Origin of the sequence: Flammeovirga pectinis (assembly GCF_003970675.1) — a bacterium.
Lineage (GTDB): Bacteria > Bacteroidota > Bacteroidia > Cytophagales > Flammeovirgaceae > Flammeovirga > Flammeovirga pectinis.
Genome location: NZ_CP034562.1, coordinates 3,857,933 through 3,879,970 on the forward strand (window position 1 = coordinate 3,857,933; position 22,038 = coordinate 3,879,970).

The window sequence follows — 22,038 nt, forward strand, 5'->3', positions numbered from 1 at the left end:
AAATATAAAGTTGATAAATTTGTGAACATAACGAGGTGTGATATACAATTTTATTACCTAAAGTTATAATCTACATTACACGAACTTCACCTACAAATTCAATTTTTGGAAGGTGTATAATTTAAATTGACAAATTTATATGTCCGACAATACGAATCTTGTACCATACAAAACTCTTTTATCTTTTAGTAAAAATGTATTTCTAGCAATGGGCTGTCCTGAAAAGGATGCTGAATTAGCTTCTAATGTGTTACTATCTGCTGATTTAAGAGGTGTCGATTCTCATGGTGTTGCTAGATTAATTGGATATGTTAGACTTTGGGAAGCAGGTAGAATAAACCCTACTCCAAAAGTTAAAATTGTACACGAAACTCCAAGTACTGCTACTGTAGATGGAGATGCAGGACTAGGTTTAGTTGTTGCACCACAAGCAATGCAAATTGCTATTGATAAGGCCGAAAAAGTAGGCACTGGATGGGTTTCCGTTAAAAACTCTAATCATTATGGAATTGCAGGTTATCATGCTATGATGGCTTTAGAACATGATATGATTGGAATCTCTATGACGAATGCAAGCCCTTTAGTATCCCCAACTTTCTCTACAGAAAGACTACTTGGTACTAACCCAATAGCAATGGCAATCCCTGCTGGCGAAGAACCTCCATTCGTAGCTGACTTTGCTACAACTACTGCTGCAAATGGAAAATTAGAGATTCTTCAACGCAAGGAAGAGGATGCTCCTGTTGGTTGGGTGCAAGATAAAGAAGGTGTTTCTACAACAAATGCTGCTGCTCTAAAAAGTGGCGGAGCATTACTACCATTAGGAAGTGATAGAGTTAGAAGTAGTCATAAAGGGTATTGTTTAGGAAGTATGGTAGATATTTTATCTTCTGTATTGTCTGGAGCAGGGTATGGGCCATGGGCACCTCCTTTTGTTAGCTTCTTACCGTTACCTGAAGATCCTGTTGGAGAAGGCTTAGGGCACTTTTTTGGTGCAATGCGTGTAGATGGCTTTAGACCAAAGTCTGAATTTAAATCTCATATGGACAATTGGATCAGAAGATTTAAAAATGCTGATACTGTTGAAGGACAAGAACGTGTATTGATTCCTGGTGATCCTGAACGTGAAATCCAACATGAAAGACTTACTTTAGGTATTCCTGTACTATCACCTGTTATAAAAGATTTAGAAGAAGTAGGAAGCAAATTTAAACTTACACTTTAAATTAATTTAACTTCAAAATTATAGCAAGACTAGCCTACTACATTTTACTTCTAATAATTTTTACTGCGTAATTTAACGACTGTCACGTTACGTACTTTGCTAAAAACGTCTAAATTTCTCTTTTACTTATTCTACTACAGAAATAGGTATTGAGCTTATTTTGACGATGATATTTATTTACTATCTAAAACCTAATTGACATGCTTTATAAGATTAAGCTAAAAAATGCCGATGATCATGTACTACTGTCTAGTACAGCTTATGATTTTATTGAAGGGAATGAGTACTATAAACAACTTAAGGTACTCGAAAATTTACGTCTACATGCAAGTGGTTATGTGTTTTTTCAAAAGAATTATCCTAAGCCAAATGGTGGGTATCAAAACATTACAATTTACTTGCATAAATTAATTGCGGAGAAATATGTTGAGCAACAAGAATCTCAAAAAAGACTTTTTGTTCGCATAAAAAATGGGAACCCTCTAGATTGTAGAGAAAAAAATCTAGAATGGGCTACTATGGCTGAGTTACGTAGAAACCAGAAACACCACCATAACAAGACTGGTTATAGAGGGGTTGTTAAGGTAAGTAAGAACACCTACAGGTCTGTTCTTTATTCTAAAGGTGAACGATTTGACCTTGGGTTATTCCCTAGTGCAGAATCTGCCGCTCAAGCATATAATAAAAAATCACAAGAGCTTTTTGGTAAAACAAAGAGTTTAAACAAAGTAGAAGAAGCTGATGAAACTGAAGTAATTACAATTTTATAAAATTTAAAGAGAAATTTTATCGCACTATTTTTCACAAGAAGAGATATAACTTTTCCCTTAAAAGGAATGTTGTATCTCTTTTTATTTGTAATTTATATAAATTTATTACTCTCATTATCAAATTATAAGGAATTTCATCTTGACATAGTGAATAAACAATCATTCATGTCTATCTTGCATTATCAATAACCTTAAATGTACTGTTATGGCACAACAACGTAAAAAAAGAACAACTTCTACAAGTAGTAACAGTAGAACAAACAAACGTACTACTGCCCCTAAAACTACTTCTAAGCCTGAAGTAAAAGTGGAAGATACCGTAAAAAGTAATGTTCAATTAGAAATCAAGGCTACACAAGACTCTAGCAAAAAAGTAGATGAAAACCCTGATGCTACTGTCTTTACAAAAGTAGAAAATACGGCAAAAGAAACTACTCAAAAAGTTGTTGAGCAAGTAACAGAAACTATTGATTCTACTACCCAAGTACTTCAAGAAACAAAAGATAAAGTAGAAGAAAAAACTATTGAGGCTGTAAATAAAGGCAAAGAAACGCTTACGGAAGCTACTGAAGTTGCCGATAATAAAGTTGATGCTTTTATTGATGATAGCTTAAAGGTATCTCATGATATAATTAATGAGGCATCTTCTTTTTCTAAAGAATCACTTTCAACAGTAAATGAGAAAACTGTTGCTATGATTGATCAAACTGAAGATGCTGCAGGCAGAATTATTACAGAAGCTAGAAGTTTAACTGATTCTGCAATTGAAAATGTAGAAGAGGCGACAGGTAAAGTATTCTCGTCTGCTAAAGATGTTGTTGATAGTACTTTCTTAAATACAAAAGAAGTGGTTACCTCTTTTGTAAGTAACGGAAAAACGTTTACGGAAATTGCTTACGAAAAATCTAACGAAACTGTTGATAATGTTATCGATCAAGCAAATACAGCTGTTGATGATACTTTAAGATTTGTAAAAGAAACGTCGTCTAAAGTATTTACTACTTCTAAAAGTTTTGTAAACGAACCTGTAGAAACAGTTACAGAAGTTGCTACTGATACAAAAGATGCTACTTCTTCTATTCTATCAGAAATGTCTGATAAAATTATTAGACTGTCTCCTGTTCAAGTACCTAACAAAGATGAAATTGTAGAGACACAAAGTAAGATTAAAACATTTATTCAAAACGGTGCTGCTGCAGCAATTTATCCAGTAGTTCGTTTATTGAAATAAGATATATTTTCTGCAAAAAAGAATCCCGACTCAAAAGCAATTTTAAGTCGGGATTTCTTATTTATACTACATTAAATAGTAGTCTAGAATTTAGTACCTAAAAGGAAAGCTTTTAATTCCATTCTCTTTTTACCCTGCATTTGCCATTCATCTACAGAGATAAATCCATCAGCAGTTTTAATATAGAAGTAAGATTTATTATCTGTTACAAACCCATCAGCATTTGCTTCTAAAGTGGCATCATAAACCTTAGATACTTTAAATAATTTGTAAGTTTTCCCAAGAATTTCAGTCCAAGCAGCTGGATAAGGTGAAAGCCCTCTAATAAAGTTATAAACTGTTGCTGTATCTTTAGAAAAATCTACTTTACAGGTCTCTTTAAATATTTTAGGAGCCATTTTAGGTTCTCCAACTATCTTCTGAGGTGTGGTTTCGTAATCACCTTTTTCTACTAATTGAACCGTTTTTAAAACAAGTTCACCACCTACTTGCATCAACCTACCGTAAACATCTCCTACAGTATCTTCTTCTAAGATTGGCTCTTCTTGCTGGAGAATAACATCACCAGTATCAATTTCATGTTGTAAAAAGAAAGTTGTTACACCTGTTACCTTTTCACCATTAATAATTGCCCAATTAATAGGCGCAGCACCTCTATAATCTGGCAATAAAGAACCATGTAAATTAAAAGTACCAATTCTTGGCATGTCCCAAACAGCTTCTGGAAGCATTCTAAAAGCAACCACAATTTGCAGGTCTACTTCTAATGCCTTTAATTCTTGCTGAAACGCTTCATTTTTTAAATTTGTTGGTTGCATAATATGTAAACCAACAGACTCAGCATATTGCTTTACTGGAGACGATTGTAATTTACGACCTCTTCCTGCAGGTTTATCAGGAGCTGTAATTACACCAACTACATTGTATCCGTTTTCAACGAGAACTTGTAACGAAGGAACGGCAAAATCTGGCGTTCCCATGAATACTATTTTTAAATTCTTTTCCATATCAAATATTATTTACTCTTCTTATTTCTAAATGATTTGGTTACTGTTTCAAAGCGATCAATTGATTTACAAACCCAAGCACCGCCAATATTTTTATATTCTTCATCACTCAACTTTAAATCAAGCGATTCATCTTTTCTAATTTTAGCACTTAATTGATTTAAACAGAGTGCTACACTCACAGAGATATTAAAACTCTCAGCAAAGCCATACATTGGTATTTTCACCTTATAGTCTGCCAACTCCATAGCTTCATCAGAAAGGCCTTCTTTTTCATTACCAAACATCAATGCAATAGGTGCATCAGTTGGCAAATCGTCAATAGACATATCTGTATGTGGTGTTGTTGCTACTAATTTATATCCTTTTCCTTTTAAAGTTTTTGCAGCTTCTATAGTAGACTTATATTTATTTACATCTACCCATTTTGCAGAACCTTGAGTGGTTCTTATAGAAACAAGAAACTTATAAATAGCTTCTACAATATGAAGGTTCTGTAATCCAAAACAATCACATGTTCTGATAATAGCACCAACATTTTGAGGCTTATAAATTTCCTCAAGTAATACCGTTAAATGATTTGTTCTTTGAGACAATACCTCTTCAATACCTTCTCTTTTTTGTTCAGAAATAAAGTCTTTCAGGTATTCTATTAAACCTGGTTCTTCAATAAACTTTTTAAAATAATCTGAATGAAAAAACCTGAAATCATCATCTTTAGCGTATGGCATAACGTACTACTGTTTATAAAGTAATAAAGCTGTCTAAAAGGTATTATCCTCTAAGACAGCTTTTAGATTTATTTCTAACTTTCCTTAATTCTCTTCAATGAATTCTGGAGGTGTCATATTTTTTAAGTCACCATCAATAAATTGAATAATAGGGACATATTGATTGTCTTGCCCTTCAAAATAATTATATGCTGGTACTAGATATCCTTTTCTAAGTGCTTCACTCTCTTTTAAAGGAGTTACAAAGCCACTACCATATTCTTTTAATATCATTCCAAAAGAGAATATCGTTTCGAAACCTTTAAATACAAAATCAGAAGGCTGATTATTAAATTTAGCTTGGTATTCAGCTATTAAAGATTTTGCTCTATAAGAATCATCATTATACCAATTTGGAAATAAGATATTGATTTTAGCAGATTCCATTTGTGCATAACTCAATTGCTTAAATTTAAGCCACTCTTCTGGAACATAAGTTGTAGCAACAGTTCCTAAAGATAATAAAGCACTAATTGTATTTAATGCCTCAATTTCGTTAGTAACAGCAATAAATACATTTGCTGTAGAATCTTTTACAATCTCTAAAGAATCTACATAAGCTAATGGATCAAACATTTCTTGCAATACATTAAACCCATCTACTGGATCAAATTCTTGAAAGGCAGCAATTTTACCACCCTCTGCTTCGTATGCTTCTTTAAAAGATTTTGCAAGTTCTTTTTCTTTAGTAGAATGACCAAATACAACATACGTTTGTACCGTATCTGCTTGTAATTTTAATGAGTCTACTTCAAACATTTCTAATGCTTGTAATTCTTGAGCTCTTAATTTCTTTCCTAGAGTAGAACCTACTGTATACGGTGTTGATGTTACTAAAAAAGCACTTGAAACACCTTCAATAATCGAAGAGTTATTCGAAATTGGGTTAACCATAGGTACTCCAGTTTCATTCGAATACTGCTGAACGATAGGAAGCATATCTGCATATAGTGGCCCAATAATTAAATCAACATTTTCCATTTCAGGTTTTGCTAATAATTCCTGCAAATGTGTTGTATCTCTTTTTGTATCAAAAGCTAGAATATTTACCTTAACATCACGTTTTTCTAAATATTCTTTACCCAATAAGATTCCTTGATAGATATTATAAACAAACTCATTTTTTACACGAAGTGCATCTCCATCAATTGTTTCTGTAAAGAAAGGTAGAATAGTAGCAATTGTATATACCTCTTTAAATTTACCTTCTCTTACCTTATGTACAGCATCTATACTAACTCCTAAACCAGTTGCTAATTTTTGATAAAGCTCCTGATCTCTTTGTTCTTTAGGTTGTTCTTTAATTTTTTCTAACAACACAAAACCAACCATTTCATTAGTTGGGTAGGCAGTATAAACCTTATAGATTTCTTCATAAGATAACCCTTGAGCAGCATCTTTAGATAATAATGTAAGTTCGTCTTTCAAGCTTTGGTCCTTGATTTTATCGAACATACCAACTGTTTCTTTTACTTTCCCTTGTTTTAAATAAGAACAAGCAAGTAAATAATTAGCATTATCTAATTGTTCCCAAGATGGATAAGTAGAAGTTACTTTTAATAAAGTTGTTTCTGCTTCTGTGTATTTTTTTTGTTGATAATCAGCATAACCAATTAACGTTAATGCATAAGGCTGCAATGTTGCACCTTTCATGCTTAGTACATCTTCCAAGACTACAATACCGGGTGCGTATTTGCCTTGATCGATTAACTCTTTAGCGTAATTATATTTATCTGACTCTGTTTTTCCACCGTTGTTTTGTGCAAAAACACTTGCTGAAACTAAAATAGAAAAGAGTAATGTATAAAGGTAATTCATAAGAAATGACATTGCTGCCAAAATTTGAGACCGTTTAATTTAACTAGTACAAAATATTGAATACTTCAGTATTTATTATTTCAACTCGCAATTTAAAAAAATGAAACAGATTAAATGCAATAAAGCCGACTTGATTATCTCAAGTCGGCTTTATTTTTCGATGAAATTAGTTTAATTAACTGATTTCAATCTTTTTCTTCTCCAAAGATACATTCTTAGGTAAAAGAACAGATAAGATACCTTCAGTATAAGAAGCCTTTATTTCTTCCAAATTAATATTATTTGGCAATGTAAAAGTTCTTTCAAAATCTTTTTTAGAGAACTCTCTTTTCAAGTATTTTACTTCTTCTTTTTCTTCAGAAATATGTTTATAACTAACAATCAGTTTATTTTCTTTTACTGATATGTCAATATTTTCCTTAGTTATTCCTGGTACAACAACCTCTACAGTATAACCATCCACTCCTTCTTTTACATTCATAGGAACTTGGGCATCAACAGGGTTTACTGTATCCAATACATTAACTACATCATTCATTAAAGATGATATAAAAGTTGCGGGGTAATCTGACAATGTATATTTCATGGCTTATTTAATAATTGGTTATTGAACTTGAATTTTTACAGGAAGTTTCTCTTCACTTTTTGGCAATTCAACTACTAAAATTCCTTGATTAAATTTTGCAGATAAACTATTAACCTCTACATTTTCTGGCAGTTTAAATACTTTTGAGAAATCTTTCACCTCATATCCTTTTACTAAAAATTTTTCTGTTGATAACTCAACGTCTTCATTTTCATTTTTCTCTATTACATTTTTATATGTGATAGATAATTTATTCTGCTCTATACCAATATCAAAAAGTTCTTTTTTAAAACCAGGTACAATAAGTTCTATTAAAAACTCCGTTGATGTTTCTTTAATATTTGTAGGAATATGAACAGTTTCAATCTCATTAGAAAATAAATTAGATACTATTGATCTCTTTCTATTTGTGTATGCGTTTTGTCTTGTAATACTCATGTCTTTTATTCTTTTGATTGTGATTTCATTAATTATTAATCAAAATACTTTTATCAATGAGTATACCATTTGATTTTAAATGACAAAACGACTGATTTAATTAAAAAAACACTCTTTAAACTGCCATTTTGACAAAATGTTTTTGTGTAATCAGAAATAAAACAAGCATACAACATTAAATAATCATCATAATTCTTTCAAATTCATATACATCTCTAAAATTTTCATTTGAAAAAATTGATTAAACACAAACAAATAAGTACATTAGAATTTATTAAGATTACTGATTTATAAAAAATAATTAAAACACTATATATGAGCACATTAATGAGTGAAGAAGTTGAAGAGAGAAGACACCTAACGAAAATAATAGCACAGGTATCAAGAATAGGTAACTATATGTTAGGTCGTCAATTTGAACGTGAAGGATTGCCAATATCAAGAGAACAATGGGATGTTTTAGTTATGCTTTGGGAAAAAGATGGAAGAGCTCAACAAGAGTTTGCTACATTTTTACTTAAAAATAGAGCTAGTATCACGAGTTTAATCGACAATATGGAAAAAAACAATCTTGTTACTCGTGTTCCTAATCCTAACGACAAACGTTCTAAGCTAATTTACTTAACTAAAAAAGCTAGAGACCTTAAAGATAAAGTAATTGGTATTGCTGAAGAATCAATTTTAGTAATTACTAATGATATTCCTTTAGATGACGTTAAGAAAGGTGTTGAACTTTTAAGAAAGTGTTTAAGTAATATCACTGAATATGAAAAAAATCTTTCTGAGTCGAAATAATTATTAAATTATTTTGGCCGACAAAACTCTATTAACATGCAAACTCTATCTACTATCTGTTTCAATCGTTTTTACTACTTAGTGGTATTTTCGCTTTGTCTTCTGACTTTCCCGTCATTTGCTCAAGAAGAAAGTAACATTTCTATAAAAAGAGAAATACATTCGATATTGGATCAGATTCAAGCTGAGAACTCTATCGATGGTATTTCTCTTTTCTCTGATTCATTAATGCCTCTAGTCTATGAAACTGTAGATTATAAACCTTTATGGACGAGTAAAAAAAATATTAATGATATTCTTGTCCTCATCAATAATGCTTATTTTGATGGGCTTACACCTTCTCATTATCATTTAGAAAAAATACAAGAATTAATAGCTTCAGATCGAGGTATATATCAAGAAGCTCTTTTAGATATTCTATTAACAGATGCTGGTGTACTTCTAATCTCTCATTATATATGGGGAAAAGTACAGCCAGAAACCATCTCTTCTACATGGAATTTCGATACAAAAGAATTTACTCAAGATCGGATTCCATTAATAATTCAGCCAATTGAAAATGAAATAATACCTGAAGCTTTCAGTACTTTTATTCCTAGCGATGAATTATATATCGGTTTAAAAAAATCATTAGCCGATTTTAGAAAAATCAAAGAAAATGGAGGGTGGAACAAGCTACCCAAAATGGATAAAATTGAAGTTGGTGATGAAAATGAATATATACCAGAATTAAGAAAAAGACTTGCTGTTACAAGTACATTATTTACTTTCGATACACTTGTTCTTAAAATAGATACAACTTACAGAAGCCAGATTGAAGAAATTGAAGTAACAAACGCACCTTCTGTTACTCCAGAAGTAGATACTATACGCTCAATCTTTCCTTATAGTACTACACCAATTTTAGATTCTAGCTATGTAAAAGTTGCTTATTTAGATACTACATCAACTGTATATGATGAAAACTTAAAAAAATCTGTTGTTAAGTTTCAGAAAATGTATGGCTTAGAGACAGATGGAAAAGTAGGTAAAGCAACTTTAAAAGCATTAAATACTCCTATAGAAAACCGTATTAATACTTTAAGAATTAATCTAGAACGCTCAAGGTGGATATTCCATGAAGACACTGACAATTTTATTTTTGTAAATATTGCTAGTTTTCAACTCTTCTTGCATAAAAACAACAAATGGTTTTATCAAACAAGAGTTGTGGTAGGTAAGACCTTTCATCAAACTCCCGTTTTTAAATCAAAATTAAGTTATATAGATATCAACCCTACATGGACTGTACCTTACAGTATTGCTAGTAAAGAAATGCTACCAAAACTTAAAAAAGATGCAGGCTATTTAGCTAAACACAACATGAAACTGTATGATAGAGCTAATCTTGAAGTTGATCCTCAAACAATAGATTGGAAATCGATCAAACAAAATAATTTCCCTTATGTAATTGTACAAGGGTCAGGACCAAGAAATGCTTTGGGACATGTAAAATTCATCTTCCCAAATAAATATTCTATTTATCTACATGATACTCCTTCTAGGTATTTATTTAGTAAAAACTCTAGAGCTTTTAGCCATGGTTGTATTCGTGTTTATAAACCATTAGAATTGGCAGAAGTATTATTAGACGATCCAGAAAATTATAGTCTTGAAAAAATTAATGAAATAGTAAAAGAAGAACAACTAAAACGTGTATTTGTAAAAGATAGACCAACAGTTTACCTGCTCTATTTCACTGCACTATTAGGTCCTTCAGAATCTATTCACTTTTATGATGATATTTATTCTAGAGATCAAAGAGTATTAAAAGCCTTAAATAAATCGCTTTATTAAAAATAGAGTTAAAAAATAAATCCCATTGATCTACAAAATCAATGGGATTTATTTTACTATTAATTACTACAATGATATTATTTTCTTCCTCCAAAAAAGAAGGTTAAGAACATTGCAGAATAAAAACTTCTATTATCTGACGAAGCCATTATTTGTACTTCAGAAGTATAAGCATCTCCAATAATACCTGCTTCAATACCTGTTATACTTCTTTTATTTACACCAAATTCAAAAGTTAAGGATGCTTTAAAAGCTAATCCTCCAATTACACTCGCTTTAGACATACTTTCCCCCCAAGAGGCTGTACCTTCTATTCTTGTATAATTATTTAAATAGTCGTCTTGGCTAAATTGTTTTGTTTGTGTATTTCCTTCATCATCTTGATATTTTAATAAATAAGGACTTACTATACCAATTGATGGGCCTACACTAGCAATAAAGTTAACATGAACACCTTGTTTTCTTGCTTTTCTAAACACCAACCATTCTTTACCAAACATTGGCCTGATTGCATAAAGGCGATTCATTTTACCAGAAACATATCCTTCTCCAGTTGTATAAGATTGTACTTTTTGTTCTTTAGGGTGTTTAATACTCAAAAATTCTAGGCTGAAAGAGTGGTATTTGTTATCGTTTTCAATTTCACCAACACGCCCTCTAGAGCTTCTAGTTTTTCCACTACCCTGCCCTAAAGACTCAACAATTTTGTGTTCATAAAAATATTTCCTTGCATGTCGGATTGTAATACCTCCAATAACTCCACCATAGGTATTCATCATAACACCTAAAGCCCATTCTTTCTCGTAGTATTCATCTTCTTCCTCTACAGGAAACTGAGCGTAACTCGTTTCAGGTAGAATTAAAATGAATAGAAGAGATAAAATTATATATAAATTTTTCAAGCTTAGCTAATTTTAATTGTAGTACAGATGATATAGAGACTTTATTAAAAACTATCTTTTAATATAAGTTACATATTAATTTAGTATTCTCTTATAAAGATAAAGTAATTCAATACTTTAGCGTTTTATAATTAATATTATAGAATATATAATCTCCTATTAGTTAACTGTTTAAAAAACTCTCTTTGGGTTTGCTTAAGTAATTTACATTCTATTGTTGATTACTACAAGAGACAATTCAACGAATAGATTGTAAAAAGTAATTAAGTTTACAGAAAATTAAGAAATTATCGGAAACAATATGATTAAATTTGTAAATATGCTTTCCGATAAAGCAAAAACTAATTCTATACAAAGTTTAACTTTGACTAATAAAATCAGATAAAATGAAAATATCGATCATTGTTGCCAAAGCTTCAAATAATGTAATTGGCAAAGACAATCAACTCATTTGGCATATACCCGCAGACTTAAAATACTTTAAGAGAACAACTTCTGGGCATTGCGTAATAATGGGTAGAAAAACACATGAGTCGATAGGTAAATGTTTACCTAAACGTTCTAATATTGTTATTTCTAGAAACCCAGATTACGAACCTGCGGTAGATGCAATTCTGAGTAATAGTTTAAGTGATGCCATATCTATTGCTAGAAAGCAAGGTGAAAAGGAAGTTTTTATAATTGGTGGTGGAACAATTTATGATGAAGCAATGAAAATTGCTGATAAATTATATGTTACAGAAATTCACGATCAATTTGTTGGAGATACATTTTTCCCTGATATTTTACCAACTCAGTGGAATGAGATCTCTCGTTTTGAATATGCTAAATGTGATACTTCTCCTTATGCTTATTCATTCGTAAATTATGTAAGAAAAAAATAATCCTAATATGAAATATACCGTTGTCAACGTTAAATGCTCTGAAGAATTAAGCGAAATACTCCAAGCTATTATCGGAAATGTAGGTTTTGATGCTATTCTTGAAAACGAAAATGGGTTTGAAGCTTCAATTGAAAGCTCTTTATTCGACAAGAATGCTCTTACGGAAGCATTTGAATTTTTCAATGATCAAATCACTTACACAATAGAAGAACAGGAAAAACAAAACTGGAATAAACTATGGGAAAGCCATTATAACCCAGTAGAAATTTCTGAAGAACTTCAGATTAGAGCTTCATTTCACCCTGCTGATCCAAAATATAAGTATGAGATTGTCATAACACCAAAAATGTCATTTGGTACAGGACATCATCAAACTACTACACTTATGTTGAGAAATCAGTTAATGATAGATCATAAAAATAAAGATGTAGCAGATTTAGGTTGCGGTACAGGAATCTTAGCGGTAATGGCTAAAATTTTAGGTGCAAACCAAGTTGATGCATGTGATATCGAAGATTGGTCTTGTGAAAATGCATTAGAAAATGCTGCTCTTAATAATGCAGAAATCAGAGTTACATGTGGCACTGTTGCAGACATGGAAAAACTTGATAAATACGATATTGTTCTCGCTAATATTAATAGAAATGTATTGCTTTCAGAAATCCCTACATACCAAAGTTTAATCACTTCTGGTGGTAATCTTCTGCTAAGTGGCTTTTATACTGAAGACCTTGAATTAATTACTGAAAAAGCTAATTCTGTAGGTTTAAAATACATCTCTCATCTAGAAAAAGATAATTGGGTAAGCGCTGTATTCGAGAATTAAATCAATAATTACTTTTTTGGAGTATTTTTTGCAATTCAATGCTTATCTTTTATGGGCTGTAATTGATGTTAAAGTCTATTACAGCCTTTATTTTTGTTAGATTAGCCTCTTTTGATTCACTATGGATTCAAAATCAATATATAAATTAATATTACTTTTCTTCTTTTTCTGTCTTAGTAGTTTAGCCTCTTTTGGGCAAACAACTACCCAAATAGACTCATTGAAAAAAGAACGATATATGCCTTTCGCCGAGTACGATAGTTTTCTCGTCGACTTAAGTCTGTATTTAGAAAAAGGTGTACGTTATAATTCTGATACAATCATACTTGATTTCGAATCACATTGGGAAAATAATGTTATTGACAATGCTCAAAAGAAATGGATTTACACCAGTACAAAAAGACTACATAAAAACAGAATAAATTATAGAAAGCATGCCGCATTATATTACGGCTGTATAATGGCTTTTCTTGATTCTGGAGATAATTTAAACAATCAATTTACACGTTTTTTAGAAATTGCAGATACCTGTTTAACTTCTTATTCACCCAAAATAACACAGAATTTTTTCTATAAATCTCGACTTTTTTTAGAAGAAGGTCTAATAGAAAAATCCAAATACACTACTATTGAAGTTAAAGGAGGTACATTTAATTTTGCACACTCATTAGCTACAGATGGTTACGTAAGTGATCAGATGGTAGTTGAAGTAAATACTCAAAAAACAGAAAAAGAAGATTGGTTTTCTTCTGAAGATCCAGAAGATGTAGCTCAAGAAAACATCTCCACAACCACAGAAGGGGAAGAAACCTCCTCTGATTGGGACAGTGATAATAGCAGTTCTGATGATGATGACGGGTGGGGTTCTTCTGACGACAGCTCCTCTGATTGGGGAGATGATAGCAGTGAAGATTACGATTGGGGTAGTGATGACAGTAGTTCTGACTGGGGTAGTGACGATGGAAGTACTGATTGGGGAGACTCGTGGGATGGTGATGACTCTAGTGTACAGGATTATGGTCAAACTTCTTCTTCATCAAACTCTTCTGATAACGCCGCTTTCTCAGAAGATTGTGACGTTTCTAATACAGAAGTTAGAAATTATGATCCAGGAATTACTCCTTTGCCACCTGTTGAAGGTCCAATGCTACAAATTTCTGAAGCTGACTTAATTATTTCAACAAAGTTCGATACCGCATTATTACAACATACCGTTGGTACTTTTCTTTTTAAATCAGATACAATTATTTGCCAAGGAGGTCGATTCTTTTGGGAAAATGTTGGTTTTACTAAAGATTCCGTTTGGTGTGAATTGCCTCATTTTAGTTTTGACACACGTGTAGCATTAATTGAAGCAGATCATGCTGAAATGTATTTTGCTGAACATTTAGATACTATCGCTATTGGTGCATTCACCTATAAGAGTGGACACTTTAATAAGTTTCCAGATAAAGCAATTTATCCTCAATTTATTAGCTATAACAGTGATTATAAATGGAAAAACATACCAGAAAATCTAGAATTAATTGGAGGTTTTGCCATTAAGGGCCGTACAGTGGCTTCTCGTTCAGTTTCAAATGCATCGAGTACTATCTCTGTATCAAACGATTCTTCTAAATTATTTACTTTATCTACTAACAAAGGGATAAAGGTGAATAATAATGGTGAAAACATTCAGACAAAATCAAGTAAGCTTACTATTTTCTATGATGAAAACGATACAATTGCTCACCCATCAGTAAATACAAGTTTAACTACAACTGATAGTACTCAAAATGTTTACTTCAGAAAAACAACAGATATTTATCGCTTTAATCCTTTTACATTATCAGCACAACACTTAAATGTTTTTGCAGATGCTGTTACATGGGATCTACAAAAAGATTCGCTGGATTTTAGAATTATAGGTGGTGAAAAAGTTATTCCACTTATTGTAGAATCACAAGATTTCTTTAAAACAGGCTTCGTATCTAGAATACAAGGATTCAAGAAATTCCAACCTTTAATGGTTATTGTAAACTACTCTAGGTCTACAAGAAAAAAGTGTTTTGATGCCTCTATTTTAGCAGATGATTTAAAGATAAATAAAGACCAATTTATTGAAAGTCTAGAAAGCATGGCTTTAGAAGGCTTGGTAGAATATAATCCTTATTCTCAAATAGTTAAACTAACACCTAAAGCCTACCAATATTATGACCGCTACTTCTTTGCCTCAAATGAGAGAAAAAGACTAGCAATGACCTCTAGATTAAATTTCGAGAATTTATCAGTTAATCAAGAGAATGCTTTAATAGAAAGAGACTTTGATAATATAAATATCCCTGCAGTTGTTCCTGATGATAATACAGCAAATGCATCGTTATCATTAAACGATAGCTCAACTTTATTACTTAAAAAAGTAGTTTATTTCTCTATTTCAGATTCTTTAAATGTATATGCACAACCAGATAGTGCAGGTATAAAAGTAAAAGACAATAGAGAATTTACATTTGGAGGGAAATTTACAGCAGGTGCATATATATTTAGAGGAGAAGAATTCACTTTTAATTATGATAGCTTTTTAATTCACCTTACAAAAGTAGATTCCATCAATTTTATTGTAAGAGACACTACTACAAATAAGGCAAAGGAATCTCCAAACCCATTAGTTGATACAGGAGGTACTTTATATATCAATAAGCCTTTTAATAAAAGTGGACTACTTGATATAGACGGCTACCCATCTTTTAATGCTAAATCTGACAGTAGTAAAGGGGGACGTATCTATTATGACCGTCCATCTGTACTAAATGGCGTTTATGATAAACGAATAGTTTTTGAGTTAGATACTTTTACAGTAGATGCATCAGAAATACACGTCGATGTATCTTTTACTGGTCTTTTAAATACGGGCGGTATATTCCCTACATTTCAAGATGAAGTAAAAATGGACCCTAGTACTGGTATCTTCGCATTAGAAAGAAAAACTAATCATGATGAAGTTTGGGGTTCTGAACTTGGTTGGCCTGTATACCTTAATCCTCGTTACCTAAATAATAAAGATTCTGTTAGAGGAAAGGGACATTTTGATGGTAACGTAACCTTAAATCATAAAGGTATAAGGGGTGAAGGAACTTTAGAATACTTAAACAGTAAATTCCAATCAAAAGATTTTATTTTCTATTCAGATTCTCTAAAAACACACGGTACACAAGGTGTTATAGAATCTGACATTCACCCAAGAGTAGATATGACAACTTACGACTTGATGTGGTATGTCAATCGTGATAGTATGAACTTTACAGGTACTCATGAAGAACCTTTTACTATCTATAACTCTAACATTAGATTTTCTGGAAATCTTGCCTTAATGCCTAATAAGGTATTTGGTCGAGGACTCTTAGAAACAGAAGAATCCTCTAACAAATCTGACAACTTCAGGTTTCAAAAAGAAGGCTACATAAGTAGAAATTCTGTTTTCGAAATAAACTCTTCAATAGAAGGTAGTCCTTCAATGTTGGGTCAAGACGTTCGCGTTGCTAGAAATGTAATAGAAAATAAAGTACTCTTAAAAACAGAGCAAGGATTATATGAAAACTCTAGTCTAACTTTTCCATTTGTAAACTTCCAAACATCTATCAATAGTGCATTATGGGATATTAATGCTAAAAACATCACGATGTCTAGTGAAAATGGAACTAAAGGTAAATTTATTTCTAATGCACCAGAACAAGACTCTTTAACTATAGAAGGAGATTCTGCCAGTTATGATCTGATGACAAATAAGTTACAGATCTTTAATGTAAATCAGATTAGAGTAAGTAATCTAGATATTCGTCCTGATACATTAAATCAAACTATAAGAATTAATAAAGATGCTCAGATTGAACATCTAGAAAATGCTCAAATCATTCTAAGTCGTTATACAAAGTTTCATACTATTTACAATGCAAACATCGAGCTCGTTTCTAGTAAAGAAGTGAATGCTACAGGTACGTATCTGTATAAAAATGAGCTTAATGAAGAAAAGGAAATTAACATTGATAGAATTGTTGCAAAAGAATTTATTAATGATGAGCTAGAAAATACGGTTCAGAACAGAGCTTACGGAACAATAGAAAAAGAAGATCCGCTACTGTTTGTAGGCGGTCTTGAATATTTTGGTAAAATTGGATTAGTTGAAAATAAAAAGGTTGCACGTTTTAAAGACGGTAACGCTAGGCTACATATCGTTGGAGAAGACACTCAATGGTTCTCCTATCATTCAACAAATGATGATGATGAGAAAGATTCTACAGCTCATGTTAATGTCACAAATACTTTAACATCTAGTTTAGAAAAACTTCCTTTACAGACGGGTATCTATTATGATCAGAATAATGGGTACTTATATAATGCTTTTATAGAAAGAGCAGATGGATACAGAACAGACCATAGAAAATTATTTGATATTGAAGGTCGACTTGTTTTTGAATCAAATGATGGAACAAGTAAAGACGGTATCTATCATGTGAAGCCATCTACGTATTATAAAGCATTAGAAATGGGTGAAGACGAATTCTTTGCTTCTATTTATGGAAACTGGTTAAGTTATACTCCAAAAAGTAACGAATTAGAATTTCACGGTAGATTCAATTTCTTGCCTGTTATTGAAAAAAATAAAATTGAAAGAATTAAATCTTCCGTTTCTGGAGTTGCTATACACGGTATAGATGAAATTAAATTAAATGCCTCTTTTGCAATTGGTCCTAAGCTTTCTTCTAGAATATCATCTACATTACTTTCTGATCTAAGATCAAATAAAGAAGGTGTTAAACGTGTTATTTCTGAAGATTATGAAATAGATAGTTTAGGAGATTTGAACCATCAAATTGTCCCTCTATTTACAAACGCACAGTTTAATAATTATCTAAATGGACAAGACATTATTCGGTTACTTAGTAATTACCTCGTAATCCTTGATAACGAACTAGTTTGGGATAATGAAACTTACGCCTTCCATTCTAAAGGAGATAAAATAAAATTATTATCAGTCTTTGGAGAAGATATTAATACGGTGATTGATGGTTTTATAGAAATTCCAAAAGATGAAACAAGAGGAGAAGCAGCTCCTACTGATGATGTAATTAATGTTTTTTTAGAAGGACCAACAGGTACTTGGTATTATATTCGTCAACAACAAGGAGAATTGAGTATCTTGAGTTCAAATTCTGCTTTAATGGAAGAACTAAAAAAGCAAAAGGATGTAACACCTATTACTGCTGAAGCAACATTTGCCTTTTTAGAAGCCTACTACAACAACTATCATGACGGAATGGAAATTCCAACTCGTTATGAAAATGATTTATCAAAATCTATTGAGCCAGAACCTGAAGAAGATTTTGGAAATGATTTTGGTGGAGTTGATGATGAAAATTCTTCATCTACTGATGAGGAAGAAGAAGGAGGCATGGATAGTCTTCCTGTTGAAGAAGAGGATGACGGCGATGATTTTTAAATAAAGATTTCTTCTGAAATGAATAAATTGTTTTTTTTACTTAGACCAAACTTCCTTTTTATAATTCTATTTTTAAGCTTCTCAATCAATAGCTTTTCTCAAGTAATTGATGACGAAGACAATGAAGAAGTAATAAAAGAAAAAAAACCGATGGTGGTTGAAATGGACTCTCTTGAAGAAGATGGTCCTACTATCGAACTTAATCCGGGTGCACCTGAAGAGGAAGCACTAATCAAAAAAAAGAAAAAGAAGAAGAAAAAAGTATTCTGGGGAATAAAGACAAAAAGACAATACACTAGATCTTTATCTAAAGGTAAAGTTGTATTCGAATTATTTTACTCTTTACCTGAATATGAAAAACCTGATACTTATTCTCCACTAAAATATTATTTTAACCCGGAGGATAAAAAGATAGAAAGACAAACTACTTCTAACCCTAAATATGGACTTCCGTTACACGGTACGTATGTCAAAATTGTTGATAAAGATACCATCACTACTGGCCAATTTTACAAAGGCACTCTAACGGGACGCTGGGTTTGGTACGGAAAAGATAAAGACATAAAGGATAAGAAATTCTATTACATGGGATTTCCTAAAGATGCTGAAATTACTTATTACGATTCTAAACAAAATAAAGTAAAAGAAGTAATTCCTTATCAGCTTGGAGAATTAAATGGTATTTATCAATCATTTTACGAAAATGGTCGTAAAAAAATGGTAGGTTCTTACAAGTATGGATATAAAATTGGAGATTGGACAGAGTACTATGATGCCGTTGATAAAAGAGGTAGACAAAGAAAACATCGGATTACAAAATACCGTAATAAAAATAATGTCTATCGTAAGGATTATAGTGGTCCAAAGATCAAATATGAGTGGGATGAGAAGGGTAAGGTGTTACGGAAGAGTAAATAAATAACCAAAAAACCTTACATTTGTAAAAAATAAGCAAAGAAATCGAGAGATGTTAGATAAACTCAAAAAAATAAAAGATCGTTTTGATCAAGTAAGCGAAGAATTGGTACAGCCTGAAACTGTATCAGATATGAAGCTTTACGCCAAATTAAATAAAGAATACAAGGACCTTCAGAAAGTTGTGGATCGTTATTTAGCATATAAAACTATGTTAGAAGGCATCGATGAAGCAAAAGAAATCTTAGACGAAGAGAAAGATTCTGAGTTACGTGAGATGGCAAAAATGGAAATTGATGAGCTGCAAGAAGGTATTCCTCTAATTGAAGAGGAGTTAAAAATGCTTTTAATTCCTAAAGATCCTAATGATTCTAAAAACGCAATCTTTGAAATCAGAGCTGGTGCAGGTGGAGATGAAGCAGCTATTTTTGCTGGTGATTTACTACGTTTATACCAACGTTTTTGTGAAAAGAAGAGGTGGAAACTAGGTATTACTGACTTTGTTGATGGTACTGCTGGTGGATTCTCTAAAATTGTTGCTAACATCCAAGGTGAAGATGCTTATGGTATGTTAAAGTATGAAGCTGGTGTACACCGTGTACAACGTGTACCTGCTACAGAATCTCAAGGACGTATTCATACATCTGTAGCTTCTGTTGCTGTTCTTCCAGAAATGGATGATATCGAAATTGAATTAAGCATGTCTGATATCCGTCGTGATGAATTCTGTTCTTCAGGTCCTGGTGGTCAGTCTGTAAACACAACATATTCAGCTATTCGTTTAACTCACCTTCCTACAGGTATTATCGTACAGTGTCAAGATGAAAAATCTAAACTGAAAAACTACGATAAAGCATTAAAAGAATTAAAATCTCGTTTATATGCTATTGAGGTAAAGAAACAACAAGAAGAAGTTGGTGCAGAGCGTAAATCAATGGTTGGTTCTGGTTCTAGATCAGACAAGATCCGTACGTACAATTACCCTCAAGGTCGTGTAACAGATCACCGTATTAATTATTCTGTATATAATTTACCAACTGTTATGGATGGTGAAATTCAAGAATTTATCGATCGTTTACGTATCGCTGATAACTTAGAAAGAATGGAAAATAGTGGTTTAGCATAAACTCAATTTCCTTAAAAATACGAAGGCATTCAATTAAACATTGAATGCCTTTTTTAATACACAGTAAAAATCTAATTAGCAGGCGTATAATCTCCACCTAATGCTAAATACAGATTAACTCTTTCTACTATTTTCTCACATCTTAAATTTGTCTGGTTAGTAGACTCATTTAATAGTTGTAATTGTTTTTGGAGTAGAGTAAACATATTTTCATTACCAACTTTATATTGAAGTTCTGATAACTCATATGTTCTCTTTAAGTTTTCTAAAGCTATTGTTGATTGTTCAAACCTACTATCAACAGCATTTAGTGCATTTAGACTTGTTTCTACTTCACTTAAAGCATTTAAATATGTTTTTGCATAATATGCTACTGCTTGCTTTTGGTCTTCTCCTTTAATTGCAATATTTGCCTTAATTGCTCCCCAACTAAAAAGAGGTGTTACCAAATTACCTCCAATAGTAAAAATAGGATTAGAAAGTTGAAACATTGCTTGGGCAGCACTATTTACTCCCATTAATTGAGAGGTTAAACTAATCTGCGGCCATCTTGCCGCTTTAGCCACTTCTTTATTATAGAATGCTTTTTGTATAGCATACTGACTAATTAAAACATCGGGTCGATTTTCTAACATACTCATAGGTAGTTTTTGAGGCAAAGTAGAAGACATTTCTATTAGTTCCATAGCTACGTCTAATTCACCTGCAGGATATCTACCCAATAGTAATTCAATACTCCTTCTTATATCCTTATCCAATTGATTTAATTTGGCTAAACGCTCTTTAAATTTAGCTTCTTGAGCATTCATCTGAAGAACATCAGACTCTTTTGCTATCCCAATTTGAAACCTAGCTTCATTCAAACTTGCCATTTCTTGTGTTGCAACAATCGCAGTATCTAACAATTCTTTTTGTTCTTGAATACAGATTGCCAAGTACCAAGATTTAGCAATTGATGCTGCCAATACTTGCTGTAATTTCTTCTTAGCATATTCTGTTGAATAAATTGTTGTTCTCTGTCCTTGCTTTGCATACCTTACTTTTCCCCATAAATCTATCTCCCAAGACATATTAACAGAAGCAGTACTTGGTCTTGCTCCTGATGTTGGGAAATTATATCCTCCTGATGCTCCCGCCCCAAAAATTGGAAGCATTTGAGCACTTGTAATTACTAAACCTTTATTGGCTTGTTCTATTCTAGAAGCTGCTATATAAATATCTGCGTTAAATTTATATGCTTCCTCTATTAAAGATGCTAAAACTTCTGTTTCCCACTCTTTAGCCCAATCAAGGTTAATGTCAGATGAATCTATAGGTTGTAAGACCCAATCTTCAGGAATTCTCATGTTCTCTAAAGATTGGTTATCATTTTTCATATCACTAAATTCTGGCGCCTTTTTTATTTTAAAACAGCTGCTAAATAGTAATAAAAA

Annotated in this window: 17 protein-coding genes; 10 read left to right on the forward strand and 7 right to left on the reverse strand. The window is 32.0% G+C overall.

The window, feature by feature from the left end:
- The first annotated feature begins 139 nt into the window (after nucleotides 1-139).
- The 3 genes from EI427_RS15625 (at nucleotide 140) to EI427_RS15635 (ending at nucleotide 3,226) form a co-directional block, all read left to right on the forward strand.
- A complete protein-coding gene (locus EI427_RS15625; protein WP_126616410.1) occupies nucleotides 140-1,225 on the forward strand; it encodes an Ldh family oxidoreductase in 1,086 nt (361 codons plus the stop codon).
- Nucleotides 1,226-1,425: 200 nt separating this feature from the next.
- On the forward strand, nucleotides 1,426-1,995 hold the full coding sequence (locus EI427_RS15630; protein ID WP_126616412.1) for a Pathogenesis-related transcriptional factor and ERF protein: 570 nt from the start codon (nucleotides 1,426-1,428) through the stop codon (nucleotides 1,993-1,995).
- 205 nt (nucleotides 1,996-2,200) lie between these two features.
- A complete protein-coding gene (locus tag EI427_RS15635) occupies nucleotides 2,201-3,226 on the forward strand; it encodes a hypothetical protein (RefSeq protein WP_126616415.1) in 1,026 nt (341 codons plus the stop codon).
- An 83-nt stretch (nucleotides 3,227-3,309) separates the two neighbouring features.
- Here EI427_RS15635 and fmt read toward each other — a convergent pair whose 3' ends face one another.
- The 5 genes from fmt to EI427_RS15660 all read right to left on the reverse strand — a co-directional run bounded on the left by fmt (nucleotide 3,310) and on the right by EI427_RS15660 (nucleotide 7,845).
- Complete coding sequence (fmt, locus tag EI427_RS15640; RefSeq protein ID WP_126616417.1) at nucleotides 3,310-4,233, reverse strand: methionyl-tRNA formyltransferase; 924 nt, start codon at nucleotides 4,231-4,233, stop codon at nucleotides 3,310-3,312.
- Nucleotides 4,234-4,241: 8 nt separating this feature from the next.
- Nucleotides 4,242-4,964, reverse strand: a complete 723-nt coding sequence (locus EI427_RS15645; RefSeq protein ID WP_126616419.1) for a TrmH family RNA methyltransferase — start codon at nucleotides 4,962-4,964, stop codon at nucleotides 4,242-4,244.
- 84 nt (nucleotides 4,965-5,048) lie between these two features.
- Nucleotides 5,049-6,821, reverse strand: coding sequence for a tetratricopeptide repeat protein (locus EI427_RS15650; RefSeq protein WP_170178497.1), 1,773 nt, complete (start codon nucleotides 6,819-6,821; stop codon nucleotides 5,049-5,051).
- 175 nt (nucleotides 6,822-6,996) lie between these two features.
- Complete coding sequence (locus EI427_RS15655) at nucleotides 6,997-7,407, reverse strand: Hsp20/alpha crystallin family protein (RefSeq protein WP_126616424.1); 411 nt, start codon at nucleotides 7,405-7,407, stop codon at nucleotides 6,997-6,999.
- An 18-nt stretch (nucleotides 7,408-7,425) separates the two neighbouring features.
- A complete protein-coding gene (locus tag EI427_RS15660; RefSeq protein ID WP_126616427.1) occupies nucleotides 7,426-7,845 on the reverse strand; it encodes an Hsp20/alpha crystallin family protein in 420 nt (139 codons plus the stop codon).
- Nucleotides 7,846-8,160: 315 nt separating this feature from the next.
- Between EI427_RS15660 and EI427_RS15665 the strand changes: the two genes are divergently transcribed.
- Nucleotides 8,161-8,640, forward strand: coding sequence for a MarR family winged helix-turn-helix transcriptional regulator (locus EI427_RS15665; RefSeq protein WP_126616430.1), 480 nt, complete (start codon nucleotides 8,161-8,163; stop codon nucleotides 8,638-8,640).
- Between the two features lie 36 nt (nucleotides 8,641-8,676).
- Nucleotides 8,677-10,476, forward strand: coding sequence for a L,D-transpeptidase family protein (locus tag EI427_RS15670; protein ID WP_126616433.1), 1,800 nt, complete (start codon nucleotides 8,677-8,679; stop codon nucleotides 10,474-10,476).
- 77 nt (nucleotides 10,477-10,553) lie between these two features.
- Here EI427_RS15670 and EI427_RS15675 read toward each other — a convergent pair whose 3' ends face one another.
- Complete coding sequence (locus EI427_RS15675) at nucleotides 10,554-11,378, reverse strand: hypothetical protein (protein WP_126616436.1); 825 nt, start codon at nucleotides 11,376-11,378, stop codon at nucleotides 10,554-10,556.
- A gap of 386 nt (nucleotides 11,379-11,764) precedes the next feature.
- Between EI427_RS15675 and EI427_RS15680 the strand changes: the two genes are divergently transcribed.
- The 5 genes from EI427_RS15680 (at nucleotide 11,765) to prfA (ending at nucleotide 20,605) form a co-directional block, all read left to right on the forward strand.
- A complete protein-coding gene (locus EI427_RS15680; RefSeq protein ID WP_126616439.1) occupies nucleotides 11,765-12,262 on the forward strand; it encodes a dihydrofolate reductase in 498 nt (165 codons plus the stop codon).
- A gap of 7 nt (nucleotides 12,263-12,269) precedes the next feature.
- Nucleotides 12,270-13,088, forward strand: a complete 819-nt coding sequence (gene prmA, locus EI427_RS15685; protein WP_126616442.1) for a 50S ribosomal protein L11 methyltransferase — start codon at nucleotides 12,270-12,272, stop codon at nucleotides 13,086-13,088.
- A 121-nt stretch (nucleotides 13,089-13,209) separates the two neighbouring features.
- Complete coding sequence (locus EI427_RS15690) at nucleotides 13,210-18,564, forward strand: hypothetical protein (protein WP_126616445.1); 5,355 nt, start codon at nucleotides 13,210-13,212, stop codon at nucleotides 18,562-18,564.
- Between the two features lie 18 nt (nucleotides 18,565-18,582).
- The gene (locus EI427_RS15695) at nucleotides 18,583-19,482 is read left to right on the forward strand and encodes a toxin-antitoxin system YwqK family antitoxin (RefSeq protein WP_126616448.1); all 900 of its coding nucleotides are present in this window, start codon (nucleotides 18,583-18,585) and stop codon (nucleotides 19,480-19,482) included.
- Nucleotides 19,483-19,531: 49 nt separating this feature from the next.
- The gene (prfA, locus tag EI427_RS15700) at nucleotides 19,532-20,605 is read left to right on the forward strand and encodes a peptide chain release factor 1 (protein ID WP_126616450.1); all 1,074 of its coding nucleotides are present in this window, start codon (nucleotides 19,532-19,534) and stop codon (nucleotides 20,603-20,605) included.
- A 71-nt stretch (nucleotides 20,606-20,676) separates the two neighbouring features.
- On the opposite strand, the gene EI427_RS15705 is transcribed toward prfA, so the two are convergent.
- Nucleotides 20,677-21,981, reverse strand: coding sequence for a TolC family protein (locus EI427_RS15705; protein ID WP_170178498.1), 1,305 nt, complete (start codon nucleotides 21,979-21,981; stop codon nucleotides 20,677-20,679).
- Between the last annotated feature and the right edge of the window lie 57 nt (nucleotides 21,982-22,038).